This window comes from Salibacterium aidingense DSM 18341 (genome assembly GCF_000429685.1).
GTDB lineage: Bacteria > Bacillota > Bacilli > Bacillales > Marinococcaceae > Salibacterium > Salibacterium aidingense.
Genome location: NZ_KE386940.1, coordinates 116480 through 136092 on the forward strand (window position 1 = coordinate 116480; position 19613 = coordinate 136092).

Here is a 19613-nt window from a genome sequence, read left to right on the forward strand (position 1 = left end):
AGTGTTAATAAAAGCCAGCTGTCCGAATGCGGCAGCTGGCTTTTGTTTGTATGGCTTAGGATTCGAGTACCTTTACTACTTTTTCTGCAGTACTTCTGCTGGATTGAGGATTTTGTCCGGTAACAAGATTGCCGTCGCTGACGGAAAAGTCGCTCCAGCTTTCGCCTCGTTCAAAGTTGGCGCCTTTTTCCCGCAGCTTTGACTCCAGCATGAAGGGCATATGGGAATCAAGCTGCATTTCGATTTCTTCATCATCGGTGAAGGCCGCTACACGTTTTCCCTTGACGATCGGAGTTTTATCTTGATAGGTTGCGTTCACAAGACCGGCTGGTCCGTGGCAAACGGCACTGATCACACGTCCTTCTTCTGCAAAATGCTGCAGGACGTTCTGCAAAACCTCACTGTCTGGGAAGTCGAACATCGTTCCGTGTCCACCCGGGAGGAAAATCGCGTCATAACCATGTTTGTCTTCTTCGCTTAGTTTTACGGTGTTTTGGAGCACACCCTCTGCCTCTTTCCATTCTTCCCGGTCTTCAATACTGTTGGGATCGAGTGGAACTTCACCGCCTTCAATGCTTGTCACTTTTACATCAAATCCATTTTCTTTAAATACATTATACGGCACCGCGAATTCTTCCAGCCACAGCCCCGTTTTATGATCATCGGTGATGGTAGTATGGTTGGTCACGACCATTAATACCTTTTTGTCTGCCATGGTTGCATTCCTCCTTCATAAAATACGTTCCCATCGTAATATGATGCGCACCTGAATGTAAAAAATACTGCTTATTCTGTGTTCCCTTCCGCTGGAATCGGCGTTTCCCGGAGCATACGGGAAAAATGGATGAGATTGTATGCCATCATTTTTGTGTTCTTTTTTGTAAATTCACTATTCTGGCCGGCTTCGATGTAGGAAGGACCGGGCCCTGCTTCTCCGACCCAGTAAGCATCGACGTTTGGCGGTACAGTGAACCCAATATGCTGCAGGGCGTATAATATTGGTTTTGCCGCATTCTTGGCACCATCTTCATTACCTGTTACGACCACACCAGCTGTTTTATTGTAATATATGGCCTGGCCTTTCTCATTGGTTTCCCCGCTTGAAGCGTAGAGCCTCTCCAGGACAAGGGTGGAGAGACTGCTGCGCTCTCCGATCCAAACCGGGGTGCCAATAAGGAGAATGTCTGCCTTCATCACCTTGGATCGAATGGAGGGCCATTCATCTCCGTCTCCCATATCCGGCTCCATGCCGGGTAGAATACGGTAATCAGCGATCCGCACCTCTTCCACTGCCACATTTTCTTTTTGCAGCCAGGCTCCGGCTTTTTCCAGTAAAGCGCTCGTGTTTGACCTTTCTTGTCCTCGTTTTAACGAGGTATTGAGAAACAGAGCTTGTAGTTGAGACATAAGAAGACTCCTTTGCATTCCTGTACTTCCTGTCCTGTGTATTCCTTCTCAGGGTGAGATGTAAACATGCTGCTTCTCCGTTATAATGAAAGCAGGTAGAAGAGGAGGAGGAAGTCCCATGAAAGTGGTTGTGCTCGGAGATACTCATATAAATAAACCGGAAGTGTCGTTTCCGGAGAAGGTCAAGGAGGAAATGCAATCCGCCGATCATATTATCCATACCGGGGACTGGCAGATTCCAGAAGTATATAGAGAACTGAAACGCTTTGGCAAAGTGTCGGGAGTTTATGGAAATGTCGATGGGGAGGAGATAACACAACTTGTGCCGGAAAAACAATGGCTGCATTTAGAGAAGTGGAGCGTGGGCGTGGTTCATGGTCACGGTGAAAAGAAAACGACCGAAAAACGTGCACTCGGAGCGTTTCCGACACCGCCTGACATTTTAATTTTTGGTCATTCCCACATACCGCTGCTGCGTTATTCCGGAAAGACGCTGCTGTTCAACCCCGGATCTTTGTTATACCGGCGCCGCCTTCCGTATTGTTCGTTCGGCCTCCTTTACCTGGAGCGGACGATTGAAGCGAAACACATATTTCTGTAAGTATGGCATTATAAGATCCCGCAGGATATGGAGATAATACAAAAGAGCGATGCAGCAGTTCCGAAATGTCTTCTCCAGCAGGATAGGAGACATAAATCAGCCGAGAAAAGAGAAAGTCCGATATCCCTGTTTACCAGACATTTTCGGAGACAGAATGTAAATATAAAATAAGCAATTTGTAACGGGAATTAGTATCTATTGTTGCAGGTCAAACGATTGACGGTTCGACAGCAAACGATTAAAATGAAGTAAACATATAGGAATTTGTAAGTATTCATTAAAAAACTGATTGATTAGTCAATCAAAAAAGCTTCAGGAGTGCATGTATGCAAAACAAGAAGAACAGCAAACCTAACACAGAAGAACGGAAAAGACAGCTGCTGGATGTTGCGTTAGAGCAATTTGCATTAAACGGCTACCACAAAACGAAAGTATCTGATGTGGTCCGGGAAGCAGATGTTTCACAAGGTACATTTTACTGGTATTTTCAAAGCAAAGAAGAAGCTGCCCTGGATGTTATCAATGAAGGAAAACAAAAGGTGCTGGCAGTCATAGAGCAGGGATACCGCCGGGAAGAAGCTGCTGTGGAAGAAATGGCGGCTTCTACGACAAACTTGTTTTATGATTTATTTACTTTTGCCGATGATAACCGCCATTTGATGATCTTACTTTTTATTAAGGGATATGGGGCGGACCTGGCGATCCGGAAGGCTGTAGCGGAAACGTACAAAGCAATAGAGGAGGCGTTCCGGCGTAATCTGGAGCGTGCCATGGAGCTGGAGCTGCTCCCAAAACAAACGGAGCCTGAGGTACAGGCGGCATTGATTACGAATATGATTACTGGAACAATCTCAAGGTGGCTGTTCGGACCTAACCTTGACATTAATTATCAATCACATATAACAGCGGAAAAAATGGCCCGCTACGCGGCTGAATTTGAATTTTACGGCATTGCCGGAGCCTGGAGCAAAGGCGAAAAGAAAGGATGAACACAACTTTTGATTACCATTCAATGGACACAGCAGGAATATTACTTTTACCGCGGGACAGAACAATCCCCTGTGCGGCTTGATGATCTCACTCCGGTGGACTGGCTTGCCGGTTCTCTAGGATTTTGTATAATGAAAACATTAGGACAATTAATGAGTCGGGACCAGGTGGAACCAAAAGAGTATCAGATTTCGGTGAATACAAAAAAAGCAGAGCAGGCTCCATCCAGAATCGAATCCTTTACCGTGGATATCCAACTCCCGATGTCCTTTACGGATTCATACAGGAAAAAACTTGTTAAAATGGCAGAAAGAGCATGTACTGTGGGCAACACCCTTCAACAGGGTGCTGATATTTTTCTAAACGAAGGAGAGGGTGGTTAAGTATGGAATCTCAACAGAACACAGGGAACAGATTTGAAGATTATTCGGTATCCCCTGTACCGGAACAAAAACGCCGCTCGACATTAAATGTGTCTGTGACGAGCTGCGCTTGGGTGATTTCTTTATCTACGATTTTCACTGGAGGCACTCTAGTGAATGGGCTGACGTTTGGGGAAACGGTCATCGCTGCTTTGTGCGGTATGCTGGTACTGGCTTTGTATGGTTTTTTTCAAGGCTGGATGGGGGCTAAATATGGCGTTTCCACAACGATGCTGGCCCGGCAGGCATTTGGCCGTTATGGTGCAAAATTGTTTGGCGTCCTGCTTGCCATTACGATGGGGATCGGATGGTTCGGCTATCAAATTTCTTTTTTCGGACTAACCATAGCAGAAATGTTCCCCGGGCAGTGGTTTGCCACGCCGCAGGCGGCGATGCTGTGGGGCGGTATTTTAATGATCCTTACCGCGTTGATCGGCTATAGAGGGCTGGCTGCACTCAGCATGGTTGCCGTTCCACTTGTGGTGCTTTTATCGGTGTGGGGATTGTTTGAAGCTGTCGCCTACGCTGGCAGCTGGAACGCGTTATATTCATCGGAACCGGCAGGGGAATCAATGACGCTCTTTGCTGGAATAACGATTGTTGTCGGAAATGCAGCGTTAGGCGCCGTTGTATTCCCGGATGTGACAAGATACGGCAAAACCGCAGCGCGTGGAGCCTTTGGGGCTTCGATCGGCTACGCTCTGGGCGGTTTATTCTGCACTATAGCCGGAGCGGCAATGGCTCTGGCAGCGCAGGTTCCGGATGTTGGTTCGACGCCGAATATTCCGGCGGCGATGAGTCAGATCGGCTTAGGCTTTTTTGCTTTTCTTATTCTCGTATTTGCGCAGTGGACCACCAATGACAATAATCTTTATACTGGCTCGCTTGGGCTGCGCAATGCCATCGCCTTGTCGAAAGCAGTGCTTGTTGGTGCGATGGGGGTTCTTGGTCTATTGATTGCACTGCTTGGCATAGAAGAACAATTTGTTCCATTCCTTAATTTCCTCGGTACATATGTACCGCCGATTGCCGGTATTATGATTGCGGACCATTGGATCGTCAGTCCGGCGGTGAGAAAGCAAACGTACCAGTTTTCAAACGAAGCGGTGTATGCAAAATGGAATGTGGCCGCGATAGTATCGGTCATTTTGGGAGGATGGATTGGATCCGGCCTGGGATTTGGCATTACCGCCATTAATTCTACGCTGCTGGCTTTTCTTATCTACATCGTGCTGGCATTTCTGTTCCGCACGTTGAATATTCCATTTGAAACTGGAACGATATCCGGGCAGCACGAAAAATAATGAAACAAAGGAGGAGACGTTTATGGCTGTAGGGGAAGAAGCCGGTCCATGGGTGATCGGCGTGGATGTTGGAGGCACATTTACCGACGTCGTCGCGGTAGATCCAAGAGGAAATATGGTGACCACAAAAACCCCTTCAACACCGGATCAGTCAGATGGCGTTGTCGACGGGATTGAAAAAGTGGCGGAAAAGGCGGGGGGGACTCTTTCCGGAATGCTTTCCGCCTGTCCGCTTATCGTTCACGGAACGACCGTTGCAACGAACACCCTTTTGGAATATCAGGGGGCAAAAACAGGACTGCTTACGACGGAAGGATTCCGCGATGAAATTGAGTTCCGGCGTGCTTATAAAGAAAGTGTTTTTTCTGCACGGCTGCAGTCGCCGTATCAGATCGTGCCGCGCCGTTTCCGGATCGGCATACCGGAACGTCTTGATCAGGAAGGCAATGTGCTGACAGAACTGGATGAAAATGCCGTCCGCCAGGCGCTGCGTGAATTTCAGAAAGAAGGAATAGAAGCGGTGGCGGTCAGCTTTCTGTTCAGTTTTGTCAATTCGGAGCACGAACAACGTGTGTACGAGCTTGTGCAGGAAGAAGCACCGGAGATGTTTGTTTCTCTTTCTCATGAAGTACTTCCGCAGATCCGGGAGTTCGAGCGGGTCAGTACCACGGTCGTCAATGCCTATACAGGACCCGGCATGCAGTCTTACCTGAATCACCTGGAAACCAGGCTGCGTGGGCATCAGTTCGAGGGAGAACTATTTGTTATGCAGTCGAACGGCGGGGTGCAGAATGTTGTCCAGAGCGGAAAATTTGCCGCCGGAGGGTTGTTGTCCGGTCCGGCCGGCGGAGTGACCGCCGCGTCCTTTATCGGCGCCCGGTCCGGTCATCCGAACTTGATAACCGTGGATATGGGCGGTACAAGCTACGACGTATCGGTCATTGAAAACCTGGAACCGACAGTGACAACGGAAAGCTGGATCAGCCGCTACCGGGTCGCCCTGCCAATGATGGATATTCATACCGTTGGTTCCGGCGGCGGCAGTATTGCCTGGATTGACAACGGCGGTGCCCTGCAGGTGGGACCGAAAAGCGCCGGTGCCGTACCGGGGCCGGCCTGCTATGCTCAAGGCGGAACAGAACCAACCGTGACCGATGTCAACGTATTTCTCGGCTATATTAATCCCGGCCATTTTCTCGGCGGGGAAATGAAGCTGGATGCGGACCTTGCGGAAAAAGCGATCCGTACTAATATTGCGGAGCCGCTCGGTCTGTCGACGGTGGAAGCGGCGCTTGCGATTTCGGAGATTGTCAACAATGATATGTCAAATGCGGTACGTTTTGTCACAACGCAGCGCGGCTTTGACCCACGCAGCTTTTCTCTGTTGGCCATGGGAGGCGCTGGTGCCATCCATGCCGGCAGACAGGCGGAAGATTTAGGCATCAATACCGTTGTCATCCCGCTGCAGGCACCTGTTTTCAGTGCACTGGGGGATGTGGCGGCGAATCTGAAAGTCACCGAGTTAAAAACAAGATTCGAACGCCTGCAGGATATCGATCTGGAAGGCATGAATGCGGATTTTGAAAAAATGGAGAAAACCGCCCGGGAAAAACTCGGAGGCGGGGATGTCGTACGACAGTTTGAAGCCCACCGTTATGTGGCGATGCGTTATGCCGGCGAAGTTCATGAAGTGACGGTGCCCGTACGTTCGCGGACAAAACGGATTACCGCGTTAAATATGGAAGCCACCTTATCCGATTTTCATGCTTTGCATGAACGATTATATGCGCACAAGGATTTATCTCAGGACGTGGAGATTTTAAATTTGTCCCTGGATTTAATCGGGGTACGCGAGCGTCTCCCGATGGAAGAGGAAGCATTTGCGGCGGAAGACCCGGCACCGGCCAAAATCGGGGAGCGGAACATGTACTTCTCCGAAGAGCCGGCCATAGTGCCTTTTTACGACGGCTCCTGGCTTCAGCCAGGCAACCTGATCGAAGGGCCGGGCGTGATCGAACAATGGGGTACAACGATTGTGGTATATCCGAATCAGGAAGCATTAATCGACGCGTACCGTAACTGTGTGATAGAAGTAAAACAGATGGAAAGCGGATTGCAGACGGGGTGGAATACATGATTGAAGCACAAGTAGCCTACAGCAAGCTAGAAGCCGTTTCCCGGGAAATGGGGGAACGGTTTCAGCGGATTTCCCGTTCCCCGCTGATAGCCCAGGACCGGGCTTTTGCAGCGGCTGTGATGACAAGCGACATGGAACTGGCAGCGCAGCATCAATTGGAAGCTGGTCACCTCTTTGCGTTAAAAGAAAGTGTCGCAGCTCTGTTTGATTATTTTTCGTTTGATATTGCCGAGGGGGATATACTGCTGACGGCGGATCCATACAGCGGTGGAACCCAGGCCCAGACCATCACGATGGCAGCTCCCCTGTTTTATGAAGGAGAACTGATTTTATTTCCAGTGCTCCGGGCGCAGATGGCAGATATGTCCGGGGAATATCCGGGCGGTTTTCATCCGGATGCTTTTGAAGTGTGGCAGGAAAGTGTAAGGGTCACACCGTTGAAATTATACAAGCAGGGGGTGAAGCAGCGGGACCTGTGGAACTTCCTGCTGGCGAACACCCGTGCACCATCTGTGCTGGAAGCGGATCTGGAAGCCATGCACGCCTGCCTGCAGACAGCGCAGAAACAATTGCTGCAGCTCAACGGACAAATACCAGCGGAAAAAATGGAAAATTACCTGGAGGAAATATTTCAATATACCAGACAGCAGGCCTTGCGGGAGCTTCCTTCAGAATTAGAGCCTGCAGGGCAGGCGTCGGTGTCCTTTCAAGCAGACGGCGAGCCATTGGCAGTAGCGGTCACTATCCAGCAGATCGAAGACGGCCTGCATCTCGATTTTTCCGGCACATCCGTACAAACGAATGCACCGTTTAATATGACCAGGGCGTCTGCAAAAGCTTATGCGGTATGGCCGTTGATCGCCGCTCTTAAAGAAGAGCCTTCGCTTAACGAGGGCCTGTTGTCGGCGTTTACTTTTACCCTTCCCGAGGGCTCCCTTGTGTCCCCAAACCTCCCGGCGGCAACGGCATTCAGCGGTATCATCACCGGACACTTTACAGCAGAGGCTGTTATGGCAGCCTGTCATGATTTTGAAGGAACCCGTGATATTGATCCGGTACACGGCCCCGGCCCGCAGGCGGTTCTGTTTCCACCGATTGGGACCGAAAGAGAAATCGAACCGCTATTTCTCATACCGGGTTATCCTCGCTCTCCTGAAGGAATGGGGCCGCCTGCCCTGTTCGGCGGCCGCCGGCTCGTTTCTGCTGAAGAACTGGAAGTTCACTACGGTTTCCGCATGACATCCCGGGAGTGGAAAGAGGAGGACGGTGGTATGGCCGTATCCATTCAAAATGATGGGCAGGATGTGATGATGAATATTCTAATGCCGGAAGCAGCAAATCGGTATTACGGCCATGTGGAACGAACCATGGAAAACCCGTTCACCTTCACCCGGAGCGCCGCTGAAGAACGGTTTGGAACTGGAGAAGAAGTAACGTTTTATTATCCTGGAAAGGGAGGGGCTGCTGATGAGTCAAAGTGATATGATATTATCCCAGGTTGTTGGTGGTTCGCTGGATGCCATTGCAAGAGATATGAGTGAAACCGTGACAAGAACCGCACGCTCTCCGCTTTTTAATGAAGCGCACGATTTTACGACCGGGATCTTTGACCTTTCTGGGAAAACATCCCGGCTTGTCGCCCAGGCCCCAGGCTGCACTCTGCATCTGTATGCGATCGTTGGAGCGGTGAATGAATTGATCGATACCTTCCGTTATGACCTGCATCCGGGGGATATACTGCTAGTCAACGACCCATACCATGGCGGTTCCCACAGCCTTGACTGGACGATTGTTACACCGGTGTTTTATAACCGGAAGCCGGTCCTTTTCCCGGCGGTCCGCAGTCATATGGGTGATAACGGCGGTCCGGTCGCCGGCGGCTACAATCCGAATTCTAAAGACATTTGGCAGGACGGGCTCCGCATCCCGCCGCTGAAAATTTATGAACGCGGCGAAAAAAGGGAGGATGCATTTGATCTTATCGTTGCGAACAACCGGCTTTCCCACTGGCTGGAGGGAGATTTAAATGCGATGATTGGTGCCTGCAAAATGGCAGCAGGCCGCATCCAGGATCTGCTGGACCGCTACTCCGGTGAAAAAGTAGCGAAAGCGATTGATGAACGGATTTCCTATACGGAGCGGAGAGTCCGCAGCGAGATAAGTTCCTGGCCGGACGGCACCTATTCGGCTGCGACCTATGCCGACCATGATTTTCAGGGCAATCGGGACATTAAAATTCAAGCCAACATTGAAGTGTCAGGGGAAGAACTGCATATTGATTTCACAGGATCCTCCTCTCAGGCGGAAGGTTTTATCAACAGTCCCTTGTCCAATACGACATCATTTGCGTTTGTTGCGGTATCCACCTGTTGTGACGAAGATATTCCGATTAATGAAGGGTACATGAATCCAGTGACAGTCACCGCCCCAAAAGGTACCGTCGTAAACCCGGAACTGCCGGCACCGTGCGGCCATGCCACTGCCTGTTCGGGAGCCGAGATTGCCGAGGCAGTGCTGCTGGCGTTATCCGAACCAGCCCCAACGCGGGTCGGGGTCAATGCTCATAAACTTCCGCTGGCCTACAGCAATGGCTATTATGAAGACGGCACCCCGTGGGTGAACCTGAATTTCTTCGGCTATACCGGCGGCGCCGGCGCTGCTTACGAGACAGACGGCTGGGGTTTGTACCCGCCTGTAATGACAGGTGTGATCCTTCCGTCGATTGAAATGAATGAGATCCAGTATCCGAGCCGCGTGCTGAAGCACGAATACTGCAGTGACTTTACCGGAGCCGGCCGTTGGAGAGGAGCTCCCGGCCTGGATGTTCAAATCCAGCACCTGAAAGAAAGCTGGACGAGCGTCATGATGGCAGGCGTCCGCAATACGACAAAAGGGTTTTGCGGCGGGGGGGATGCTCCTTCCAATCAGGTAATTGTTCAGGACAGTACCGGAGAAGAACTTCAAGTGAAAGAAACGGCATTTAATATTCATATGGAGCCGGAAGGCATCATTCAATTTTACCGAGCCGGCGGAGGGGGATGGGGCAGCCCGATGGAACGCGACCCCCTCCTTGTTCAGAAAGACGTCTGGAACGGTTATGTAAGCCTGGAAGGTGCGCGCCGGGATTACGGTGTCGTGTTTGACCCAGAAACTCTTGATATAAACGAAGATGCCACCAAAAAAGAACGCAAAACACGCGGGGAATAGAGAAGCAGTCACTGTTTCTCTATTTTTTTGATGTTAATTGGATCCGGCATGCTTCTGAGGAGGAGAACCTGGCACGGCGTTCGGACATTTATTCCGTTAGTGTGTCGATTTTTTCTGTTTTGAAAGGGGGATGGGACATTTATTCCGTTATTTCCCCTTTTCCTCGTAAAAAGAGAGGTCTAGAGCCCGGATAGCGGAATAAATGTCCGAAAAACCGCCACAGGTCATCTAAAATTAACATTTAGCGGAACAAATGTCCGGCAAAGTCCCACCCTTATTATTCTTTATGAAAAACAGTAGAAGGAAAGGAGATGAAGGGAGACATGCAGAAATGGTAAAATAAGAATAAAGCCGTAAAGGAGAATACGAATGACAATACATGTTGGATTTATGGGAACGGGGAATTTTAGTAAGAGACATGCCGACATCCTTTCCGAACGGCGGGATGTCAACATTGCCGCTTTTTACGGTACTAGTCAGGAAAAAGCCGACCACATGGCCCATCACTATGATAACGCCAGAGGATATGATGATCTGGTGAAAATGCTGGATACGGAACAGTTGGATGCTGCTTACATCTGCGTCCCGCCGATGTCGCACGGATCGATCGAACAGGAACTAATCGACCGGAACATTCCATTTTTTGTGGAAAAACCGCTTAGTAATGAAGCGGACATGCCGGCGGATTTTGCCCGCCAGATTGAGGGAAAATCCCTGATCACATCTGTTGGCTATCATTTTCGTTATAAACAAAACACCCAGACGTTAAAGAACTTTCTCGAGCTGCAGGAGATCGGCATGATAACCGGCAAATGGATGAGCGGTCTTCCGCAGACGGCATGGTGGACAGATCAGGAGAAATCGGGGGGGCAGTTTAACGAACAGACGATCCATATCGTCGATCTCCTCCGGTTTACGGCCGGCGAAGTAAAAGAAGTATATGCCGTTTTTGCTAATACAGTCCTGGGTAAAAACGAGAATGATATCACCATCGCCGATGTAGGAACGGTGACGTTAACATTGGAAAGCGGCGTTATTGCTAATATCTCCAATACGTGTGTCCTGCCTCCGCATGTTCATGATATCAGCATTACGTTCTATACCGATGACGGAATTCTGAGCTGGCAGCCGGACCGCGTTGAACACGACAGCGGCACGGTGCTGGAAGAATATAATGACCGGGACAATCCATATGAGAAAGAAAACGAAACATTCATTGAAGCGGTAAAGACAGGGGATCCATCCGAAATCCAATCAGATTACAGCGATGCCCTGAAAACACAGAAAATTACCGCCGCGGCATTAAAATCAGCTCACACCGGCCAAGTTGTTGCCATAAATGGAGACGGGGGCGCCTAGTCTTGTCTCCATTACAATTTATTTCCAGCCTGTCGAACAGACAGGTTTTCTTTTTGTCAGAAGTCCTGACGGATCTTGTTGATTCAGCAGGGCTTTTAATTTTTGGGTCTTTGAAAAAAGATCACAGTGTGTGACACAAACTGGGGCAAGAGAATGGGATGAAAACGCATACATCAAGGGTTTTAACGGTGTTACAATACAAGTACGGAAAGGGGGGAGACAATGCAGCTCGATCAGCGAAGCAGTGATTTACTCCATGAAATTATGACGAATCCAGGGTTAAAGAGCAAGGATTTAGAGTGGAAATATGTATTAAACCGGAGGCAGATCAAATACAGCTTTGACAAAATCAATGGGTGGCTGGAGGCAAAAAATCTTCCTAAAATCGAACGGACCAAGCAGGGGCTGTTTATGGTGGATCCCATGGTTTTATCTACCCTGTTGACTCCGGAAAAGCAGCAATCCATCGATGACAATATTCATAGCGAAAAAGAACGCGAAGATCTTATTTTACTACTATTGTTAAGCAAAAACGAAGATTTGTCATTAATTCATTTCACCAGTTTGCTGGATGTTAGTAAAAATACGGTTCTCAGTGACCTCAAGAAGGCACAGGAACGGGCAGCCGTCTATAGCGTCGCCATTACGTACACGAGACGCTGCGGCTATGAACTCGAAGGAAAAGAATTTTTGATTCGAAAGCTTCTGATAAATACGATCTATCAAGTCATGGAACATGCCCATGCTAAAACCCGGATGCTGGAAATTGCTGAGTTACAGGAAGAAGACCTTATCTCCTTTCAAGAGACGATTCAACGGATTGAGAAGACATTACAGCTGAAATTCACCGATGAAAAGATGGAATCGATGCCTTATGTTCTCTCTCTACTATTAAGGAGAATCCAGCAGCAGTACTATATAGACCCATTTTATATTCATTATGAAGAGCTGATGGATACAAAAGAATGGAAAGCGACCGAAGAAATATTGCAGGGACGGCCGCATGTGCCGGTGGAGGAGAGATTATTTATCACGCTCCATCTCTTAACGGCCAATGTCTACTGGGCGGAAGATCTAACGGAAGAAGCTATTCCCGATCTTCTACAGGCCTTGGAGGAACTGCTTCTTTCTTTTGAAAAAAGGTCTTGTATTTACCTTCATAATAAGGATCAGCTGCTGCAACGCCTGATGCTGCATGTCAAACCGGCTTATTACCGGGTGAAATACAAATTAACAGAAATCAATGAGTGGCAGTACACCATCAGTGAGGAATTTCAGGAATTGCATCATCTTGTAAAGCAGTCTACCGGACCTCTGGAAAAGTTAATAGGAGAAGCGATGCCTGACAGCGAGACTACTTATTTGACCATGCTGATCGGCGGGTGGCTGACAAAACAAGGGGATAGTATCCATGACAAGACAAAAGCTCTGGTCGTCTGTCCACACGGGGTGTCTGTATCACGGCTTCTGTTTGGAGAGTTAAGAGACTTGTTTCCGGAGCTCGTCTTTCTGGATGCTCTGTCTGTCCGGGATTTCAGACAGTACGATCTGGACTATGATGTCGTATTCTCTCCGGTCTTTGTAAAAACGGAGGCGAAACTTTTTCCCGTTAATAAAATACTGAGCTATTCGGAGAAAAAGCGGCTGCGTCAGCAGGTGATGTCGGAACTGCATGGCTATACCCCGGAACACTTAGATGTGGAAGCAATCATGGACATTGTACAAAAGTATGCCAATATCACCAACAAAAAAGCGCTCAGCAGAGAAATCGAAAAATACATTGATCAGGATGTGAAGCCGATTGCGCCCGACCCCTCTGTCGATGTAAAACCGCAGCTGTATGAATTGGTGACACCGGAGCGGATGAGACTTCTAGAAAAGGTCAGCAATTGGAGGGAGGCAGTCGAGGCGGCCGCGGCCCCCCTTTTAAAGGATCATAGTATTACGGAAAATTATGTGCAGGCCATGCTTGCCCAGGGTCAGGATGATCCTTACTTTGTACTTGGCAACCAGATTGCTATTCCTCATGCGAATCCCGAAACCGGGGTTCAGCATCTGGCTATGAGTTTTTTGAAATTGGATACGCCTGTCCGGTTTGATGCAGCGCATGACGTACAGTTCCTATTTGTCTTAGCAGCGCTCGATAAACATCACCACCTACAGGCACTGCGCCAAATCATGAAACTATCGCAAACACCGGCTGATATAGAAAAAATAAAGGGAGCAGCGTCCACCGAAGAGATTCAAGCAATTCTTCAACACTACGCGCTCAAAGAATAGAGAGAAGGAGTGCTGCCAGTGAGCGGTTTATACATCGATGAAACTCTGATTCTAGACGACCTGGGAGAAACGACGAAAGAAGGCGTGCTGCGGACGCTTGCCACAAATTTACACCAGCAGGGACTTGTCAGCGAGAGTTATATTCAGGCGGTCATTGACCGTGAAAACGAATATGCAACAGGACTTCCCACGAAAGGACCGTCCGTGGCTATCCCTCACACCGATAAAGAACACGTATTAACAAAAACATTAAGTGTCGGTGTATTAGCCCATCCTGTCGATTTCGGTGTGATGGGGGAAAGGGAGCAAACCACCCCGGTCGAACTCATTTTTATGCTGGCGATGGATGACGAACATACCCAGCTCCACATGCTGCAGCGACTGATGAATATTTTCCAGGATAAAGACCAGCTCGAATTCTATAAAAATACGAAAGACAAAACGGAAAGAAAAAAAGCGCTGGCTGAAGCCCTGGAATTATCACGTCAAGGAGGTGAAACCACATGAAAAAAAGAGTACTGGTAGCCTGCGGAACAGGGATAGCTACATCAACAGTCGTTAATGATGCAATCGAAAAAATGTGTAAAAATCACGATATTGAGGCAGAAGTGATTCAATGCAAAATTTCCGAGATTGCCGGATACGAGGATTCGGCTGACTTATTGGTTACTACCACCGTTACCAAAAAAGATTATCCTTTTCCGGTCATCAATGCCCGCTCTTTCTTAACAGGTATCGGGACCGAAGAAACGGAACAGGAAATTCTGGACGCACTGAAACAATAGCAGGAAGAAAAATAGAAATGGACCTCCCGGAGTAGATGAAACACCGGGGGGACTGGATTTCACGCCTTATTATATACATTTTTTTCTATAAATGGAATTATTATAAAGCAAAGAGGAGGAACCAATGTGCAGGGGATTATAGATGGTTTCCAGGCATTTTTAGATATAGGGCCGACCGTTATTTTACCCGTCGTTATATTTCTTTTGGGACTCGGGTTTGGTCAAAAGGTAGGAAAAGCTTTCCGGTCAGGGCTCACGATCGGGGTGGCATTTGTTGGTATTAATCTGGTCGTCGGCCTGCTCGTGGATAACCTCGGCCCGGCGGCGGAAGCAATGGTAGAAAGACTTGGGGTTGAGTTAAATGTGATTGATATCGGCTGGCCGGCTGCATCCACCATATCATGGGGCATACCCATAGCTGCTTTTATTATTCCACTTGGATTACTTGTTAACGTTATTATGCTTGTGACAAAAACAACGAAAACGATGAATGTGGACATTTGGAATTTTTGGCACTTTGCTTTCATGGCCGGTATTGTTTATACCATGACGGACAGCATCATTCAGGGATTAATTGCAGCCGTGCTCTTTGAAATTGCCTGTTTGAAAATTGCAGATTGGACGGCTCCGCTGTTGGAGAGGGAATTTGACCTGCCGGGAGTATCGGTGGCAACAGGAAGTACGGCCTCTTACGCACCAATTGGCATTCCACTGGTATGGCTCGTACAGAAAATACCCGGTATCAAAAAGCTGCACGCCGATCCGGATACCATTCAACAGCGCTTTGGCGTATTTGGGGAGTCTATTTTCATCGGTTTATTTCTTGGTATTGTATTGGGAATATTAGCCGGATATCCCGTTGGAGAAGTCTTTAATATTGGTATTACGATGGCAGCTGTGATGCTGTTGATGCCGCGAATGGTAAAAATTCTGATGGAAGGCTTGATGCCGATTTCGCAGTCAGCAAGAGAACTGCTGCAGAAAAGGTTCGGAGCCAAAGATATTTATATCGGCCTGGATGCAGCGGTTGCCATCGGTCATCCTGCGGTTATTGCGACGGCTTTGATTTTGGTGCCCATCACGGTGGCGCTGGCGATTCTGCTGCCCGGTAACAGCGTGCTTCCCTTTGGGGATCTTGCCACCATCCCGTTTATTGTGGCCTTTATCGTCGGAGCGGCCAGAGGAAACATCATCCATTCCGTGATTGTCGGCACCGTAATGATTGCTCTAACCCTTTACATGGCAACAGATATTGCTCAGGTGCACACTCAGATGGGAGAAAGAGCCCAATTCGATATGCCGGAAGGGACCAGTTTGATTTCAAGCCTGGACCAGGGCGGCAATATGATCAACTACGTCATCTATAAATTTTTCCAATTATTCAGTTAATGGAGGAGGAACCCAGTTATGAAAGCACTGGTTAAAGAAAAAGAAGGGTTTGGCCACCTTCATGTGCAGGATGTAAAGGAGCCGTCCCCCTCAGAGAACGAGGTGAAAATTGAGGTAAAATACGCTGGCATCTGCGGGTCCGACCTGCATGCATATGAAGGAAATTATAAAGTAAAAACACCGGTTATTTTAGGCCATGAATTTTCGGGAGTGGTCGTAGAGACTGGCGAAAACGTCACGGAATGTAAGCCGGGAGACCGGGTTACCTCAGAAACGACCTATTCGATCTGCGGGGAATGCAAATACTGCCGATCCGGCGATTACAACCTCTGCAATCACCGGATCGGCCTCGGATCCAAACAGGATGGCGGCTATACGAATTACTTAATCGCCAAAAAGGAAAGCGTGCATGTGCTGCCGGAAGAGGTTGATTTTAAATCCGCATCCTTAACAGAACCGCTGGCCTGTGCCTGCCATGCGGTGGAAAAGGCGGACATCAAAGAAGGAGATGTTGTCGTTGTTCTCGGGCCGGGACCAATCGGACTGCTGACAGCCCAAGTGGCAAAAAGCAAAGGCGCCGCAGTAATTATGACCGGCCTCTCCCATGACCATCCCCGGCTGAAGAAAGCAGAAGAACTCGGGGTAGAGGAAGCTGTGAATATTGAAGAACAGGATATTAAAGAGGTGGTTCACCGCTATACTTCCGGTTACGGCGCCGATATTGTATTTGAATGTACGGGAGCGGTGCCGGCGGCCAATACAGGATTAGACCTGCTTGTAAAAAAAGGCCAGTTTGTTCAGGTAGGAATTTTTCCGGAAGCAGCCATTTCCTTAAATGTCAGCGCCATCATACAAAAAGAGATTCAGTTCACAGGAAGCCGAAGCCAAAAGCCTGCTGACTGGGAACCAAGTCTTGATTTAATGAGGCGGGGTGAGGTGGACACCACATCGTTAATTACACATGAGTTTGATATCACCCAGTGGGACGAAGCGTATGATGCGATCAAAAATGGTGGAGGGATAAAAGTTACCCTCACACCTGCGGAATAGAAAGAGGGATAAACATGATAGAAACCATGGTGGATACAATGCTCGGACCTCTGCAGCCGCTTAGAGAATGGTATGCAGCCAGTCAGCTCTGGGTGAACAGCCTGATTGTGATGGCAGCGATCATAAGTATGATAAAACGCCGATACAGCAGTGATGCTTCGCAGAAGAAAGGAGAATCGTCTTCATGACCATGCCGGCTTTAAATTTACACGGAAAAAAAGATCTCCGGCTGGAAGAAGCGGAGGAGCCGGTCCTTTCTTCTCCGGAGGACGTCATTATCGAAGTGAAAGCCGCCGGTATCTGCGGATCAGATCTATCCCGCTACGCCAAATTGGGCCCCTATGTAAAAGGAATGACATTCGGCCACGAATTTTCCGGGATTGTGTTGGAAACGGGTTCCGGTGTCACTCATGTTCAGCCGGGAGATCCAGTAGCCGGCTGCCCGGCTTTTCCGTGCGGAGCTTGTGAGGAATGCAGAAAGGGGAATCCAGCCCGCTGCGAAAAGCTCACAGTTCTTGGCGCTTTCCAGCCGGGAGCGTTTGCCTCCAGAACCAAACTGCCTGCTGCCAATGTACTTCCGGTGCCCAAAGGAATAGATATGGATACGGCTGCCCTGCTGGAACCGTCTGCCGTCGTGCTGCACGCTCTCTACCGCTCCTCTTTGCAGCCTGGTGATTCGGTGGCGGTCCTGGGCTGCGGAAATATCGGCCTGCTCACCGTGCAATGGGCAAAAATTTTTGGAGCGTCTCCCGTATTTGCGATCGACATTGACCCTAACAAACTTGTTACAGCCAGCCGGCTGGGTGCAGACGAGGTCATCCGTCCCGATGAGAAAAACGCAGAGGAATATCTCCGGAAACGAATCGGTACTGGTGTGGATATCGCCGTGGAGTCTGCCGGAGCGGCGGCAACCTCGGCACAGGTGCTCGCTCTCCCTAAAAAAGGCGGGGACGTAGTGTATATGGGAATTCCTTATGATGATATTATGATGCATCGGTATTATTTTGAGCGGATCGTTCGAAACGAACTACGCGTTCTTGGAGGCTGGAATGCGGTATCGTCCCCTTTTCCAGGAAAGGAATGGACCGCTTCGCTTACGTCCATGCAGACAGGGGATCTTCAAGCCGCGCCCATGATTACACACTGTCTCCCCCTTGAACAAGGGCCGGAAGTATTTGACCGGATTCTGAAGCGGGAAGAATTTTTCAGCAAAGTTCTGTTGTATCCTCAGGAATCGTAGAAAAATCTCCAGCAAGCCTGGTCTGCTGGAGATTTCTTCTCCCTCAGATGTCCGAATTTTCTGCCCCTGTGTTATAATGAAGGCAGCGATACATTAATGGAAAAAAGGGGCACAAATTCATGAAATACGGTTTTGCAAAACGTGTTCATCACATGCAGTCATCCGCAGTACGGGATATTTTAAAGGTGGTTAACAGGGGGGATGTCATTTCCTTTGCAGGCGGCCTTCCGGATGAGAAGTTGTTTCCAGTCGAAGAGGTGCGGGAGGCTTTTAATAAGGCGCTCGACACAGATCCGAAAGCACTTCAGTACGGAGAAACAGAAGGAGTCCCCGCTCTCCGGAAAAAATTAACAGAACGCATGTCAGAAAAGGGAATTCACCGGATGCCGGACAATGTGCTTATCACTTCCGGTTCCCAGCAGGCGATTGATTTATTCGCCCGGGTTATGTTCAACCCCGGCGATATCGTATTAACGGAAAACCCGACGTATCTTGCCGCACTGCAGGTGTTTCAGTCCTATGAAGTGAACGTAGTGCCGGTGGATTCGGACGAAGACGGCATGACCAAAGAAGATCTCGAAACCAAAATCCAGCAGCTGAAGCCAAAATGCATTTATATCGTACCTACCTATTCGAATCCAGACGGCAAAGTATGGTCTCTCGAACGGAGAAAACAATTGCTTCGGCTTGCTGAAAAATACCATACCATTGTGTTTGAGGACGATCCTTACGGCGACATCCAATTTGATGAAACAGCCAAGGTACCGCCGCTCGCATCGCTTGATGAAAATAAATATGTGGTGTATACGAGCACGTTTTCCAAGACAGTCGTTCCTGCGATGCGGACCGGATGGATTACGGGCCCGTACCAGATTATCCGCATGATGTCTCAGGCCAAGCAGGCCACCGATCTTCACACCAATTCGCTTTCGCAGCACGCCCTGGTCAAATTACTCGAAAATTTTGATCTGGATGCCCACATCCGCAAGCTGCGCCAGTCCTATAAAGAACGAATGTATGTGATGAAAGACATATTTGACCGGGCGGATGACATCGATATTCACTACACCGAACCAAAAGGCGGCATGTTTTTCTGGGTATCGATGCCAAAATACGTCAACACGAAGGCACTGCTCGAAGACGCGGTCGACAACGGCGTGGCCTTCGTACCGGGGGCGCCCTTTTATGTGAATCAGCCCGCCCAGAACACAATGCGCCTGAATTTTACCAACGCCGAACCGGAAATGATCGAAGAAGGTATGAAACGCCTGGTCGAGGTTATGACTACCGCTCCGGTGCAGAAATAAAAGGAACGTTATAAAGGAGAAGAGTCTGGGACAAAACATTATCAAGGACAAAAAATCCGAACGATTATCGTTCGGATTTTTGTGTATTGTTCTATCGCTGCGTCAAAATAGGTCGCTTTCCGCGGGCACGGCTCG

At 48.9% G+C, this 19613-nt stretch carries 18 protein-coding genes; 16 read left to right on the plus strand and 2 right to left on the minus strand.

What is annotated here, in order from left to right; genetic code table 11:
* Positions 1-55 precede the first annotated feature (55 nt).
* Together G475_RS0122640 and G475_RS0122645 are read right to left on the minus strand one after the other, a co-directional pair.
* A complete protein-coding gene (locus G475_RS0122640) occupies positions 56-715 on the minus strand; it encodes a type 1 glutamine amidotransferase domain-containing protein (RefSeq protein WP_026703196.1) in 660 nt (219 codons plus the stop codon).
* Positions 716-786: 71 nt separating this feature from the next.
* The gene (locus G475_RS0122645; RefSeq protein WP_026703197.1) at positions 787-1407 is read right to left on the minus strand and encodes a flavodoxin family protein; all 621 of its coding nucleotides are present in this window, start codon (positions 1405-1407) and stop codon (positions 787-789) included.
* Between the two features lie 118 nt (positions 1408-1525).
* Here G475_RS0122645 and G475_RS0122650 point away from each other — a divergent pair, with 118 nt between their 5' ends.
* From G475_RS0122650 to G475_RS0122730, 16 genes are all read left to right on the plus strand, one after another.
* Positions 1526-2008 carry a metallophosphoesterase family protein gene (locus G475_RS0122650; RefSeq protein ID WP_026703198.1) on the plus strand — a complete coding sequence of 161 codons (483 nt, stop codon included), beginning with the start codon at positions 1526-1528 and terminating at the stop codon, positions 2006-2008.
* Between the two features lie 326 nt (positions 2009-2334).
* Positions 2335-2997: a TetR/AcrR family transcriptional regulator gene (locus G475_RS0122655; protein WP_035712532.1), complete on the plus strand. Its 663-nt coding sequence runs from the start codon at positions 2335-2337 to the stop codon at positions 2995-2997.
* Between the two features lie 9 nt (positions 2998-3006).
* Positions 3007-3381, plus strand: coding sequence for an OsmC family protein (locus G475_RS26125; RefSeq protein WP_051302840.1), 375 nt, complete (start codon positions 3007-3009; stop codon positions 3379-3381).
* Between the two features lie 2 nt (positions 3382-3383).
* Entirely contained in the window at positions 3384-4724 is a 1341-nt protein-coding gene (locus G475_RS0122665; protein ID WP_026703200.1) for a cytosine permease, read from the plus strand.
* Between the two features lie 22 nt (positions 4725-4746).
* A complete protein-coding gene (locus tag G475_RS26130) occupies positions 4747-6861 on the plus strand; it encodes a hydantoinase/oxoprolinase family protein (protein ID WP_035712534.1) in 2115 nt (704 codons plus the stop codon).
* The gene (locus G475_RS26135; protein ID WP_051302841.1) at positions 6858-8342 is read left to right on the plus strand and encodes a hydantoinase B/oxoprolinase family protein; all 1485 of its coding nucleotides are present in this window, start codon (positions 6858-6860) and stop codon (positions 8340-8342) included. Before G475_RS26130 ends, G475_RS26135 begins: the two co-directional genes overlap by 4 nt.
* Entirely contained in the window at positions 8329-10068 is a 1740-nt protein-coding gene (locus G475_RS0122680; protein ID WP_026703201.1) for a hydantoinase B/oxoprolinase family protein, read from the plus strand. Before G475_RS26135 ends, G475_RS0122680 begins: the two co-directional genes overlap by 14 nt.
* A 369-nt stretch (positions 10069-10437) precedes the next feature.
* A complete protein-coding gene (locus G475_RS0122685; RefSeq protein ID WP_026703202.1) occupies positions 10438-11427 on the plus strand; it encodes a Gfo/Idh/MocA family protein in 990 nt (329 codons plus the stop codon).
* Positions 11428-11649: 222 nt separating this feature from the next.
* Positions 11650-13707 carry a BglG family transcription antiterminator gene (locus G475_RS0122695; RefSeq protein WP_026703203.1) on the plus strand — a complete coding sequence of 686 codons (2058 nt, stop codon included), beginning with the start codon at positions 11650-11652 and terminating at the stop codon, positions 13705-13707.
* 18 nt (positions 13708-13725) lie between these two features.
* The gene (locus G475_RS0122700) at positions 13726-14214 is read left to right on the plus strand and encodes a PTS sugar transporter subunit IIA (RefSeq protein ID WP_026703204.1); all 489 of its coding nucleotides are present in this window, start codon (positions 13726-13728) and stop codon (positions 14212-14214) included.
* A complete protein-coding gene (locus G475_RS0122705; RefSeq protein ID WP_026703205.1) occupies positions 14211-14492 on the plus strand; it encodes a PTS sugar transporter subunit IIB in 282 nt (93 codons plus the stop codon). The genes G475_RS0122700 and G475_RS0122705 overlap by 4 nt, the downstream gene beginning before the upstream one ends.
* 126 nt (positions 14493-14618) lie before the next feature.
* On the plus strand, positions 14619-15881 hold the full coding sequence (locus G475_RS0122710; protein WP_026703206.1) for a PTS galactitol transporter subunit IIC: 1263 nt from the start codon (positions 14619-14621) through the stop codon (positions 15879-15881).
* Positions 15882-15899: 18 nt separating this feature from the next.
* On the plus strand, positions 15900-16931 hold the full coding sequence (locus G475_RS0122715; protein WP_026703207.1) for a zinc-binding dehydrogenase: 1032 nt from the start codon (positions 15900-15902) through the stop codon (positions 16929-16931).
* 14 nt (positions 16932-16945) lie between these two features.
* Complete coding sequence (locus G475_RS27465; protein ID WP_156911870.1) at positions 16946-17119, plus strand: hypothetical protein; 174 nt, start codon at positions 16946-16948, stop codon at positions 17117-17119.
* Between the two features lie 2 nt (positions 17120-17121).
* Complete coding sequence (locus G475_RS0122725) at positions 17122-18171, plus strand: galactitol-1-phosphate 5-dehydrogenase (RefSeq protein ID WP_026703208.1); 1050 nt, start codon at positions 17122-17124, stop codon at positions 18169-18171.
* Positions 18172-18290: 119 nt separating this feature from the next.
* Positions 18291-19478, plus strand: a complete 1188-nt coding sequence (locus tag G475_RS0122730; RefSeq protein ID WP_026703209.1) for an aminotransferase-like domain-containing protein — start codon at positions 18291-18293, stop codon at positions 19476-19478.
* Positions 19479-19613 lie beyond the last annotated feature (135 nt).

Bases quoted from the DNA above. Each gene is read 5' to 3' on its own strand.
- G475_RS0122640 (WP_026703196.1), bottom strand. From the start codon at position 715: ATGGCAGACAAAAAGGTATTAATGGTCGTGACCAACCATACTACCATC.
- G475_RS0122645 (WP_026703197.1), bottom strand. From the start codon at position 1,407: ATGTCTCAACTACAAGCTCTGTTTCTCAATACCTCGTTAAAACGAGGA.
- G475_RS0122650 (WP_026703198.1), top strand. From the start codon at position 1,526: ATGAAAGTGGTTGTGCTCGGAGATACTCATATAAATAAACCGGAAGTG.
- G475_RS0122655 (WP_035712532.1), top strand. From the start codon at position 2,335: ATGCAAAACAAGAAGAACAGCAAACCTAACACAGAAGAACGGAAAAGA.
- G475_RS0122665 (WP_026703200.1), top strand. From the start codon at position 3,384: ATGGAATCTCAACAGAACACAGGGAACAGATTTGAAGATTATTCGGTA.
- G475_RS26130 (WP_035712534.1), top strand. From the start codon at position 4,747: ATGGCTGTAGGGGAAGAAGCCGGTCCATGGGTGATCGGCGTGGATGTT.
- G475_RS26135 (WP_051302841.1), top strand. From the start codon at position 6,858: ATGATTGAAGCACAAGTAGCCTACAGCAAGCTAGAAGCCGTTTCCCGG.
- G475_RS0122680 (WP_026703201.1), top strand. From the start codon at position 8,329: ATGAGTCAAAGTGATATGATATTATCCCAGGTTGTTGGTGGTTCGCTG.
- G475_RS0122685 (WP_026703202.1), top strand. From the start codon at position 10,438: ATGACAATACATGTTGGATTTATGGGAACGGGGAATTTTAGTAAGAGA.
- G475_RS0122695 (WP_026703203.1), top strand. From the start codon at position 11,650: ATGCAGCTCGATCAGCGAAGCAGTGATTTACTCCATGAAATTATGACG.
- G475_RS0122705 (WP_026703205.1), top strand. From the start codon at position 14,211: ATGAAAAAAAGAGTACTGGTAGCCTGCGGAACAGGGATAGCTACATCA.
- G475_RS0122715 (WP_026703207.1), top strand. From the start codon at position 15,900: ATGAAAGCACTGGTTAAAGAAAAAGAAGGGTTTGGCCACCTTCATGTG.
- G475_RS27465 (WP_156911870.1), top strand. From the start codon at position 16,946: ATGATAGAAACCATGGTGGATACAATGCTCGGACCTCTGCAGCCGCTT.
- G475_RS0122725 (WP_026703208.1), top strand. From the start codon at position 17,122: ATGCCGGCTTTAAATTTACACGGAAAAAAAGATCTCCGGCTGGAAGAA.
- G475_RS0122730 (WP_026703209.1), top strand. From the start codon at position 18,291: ATGAAATACGGTTTTGCAAAACGTGTTCATCACATGCAGTCATCCGCA.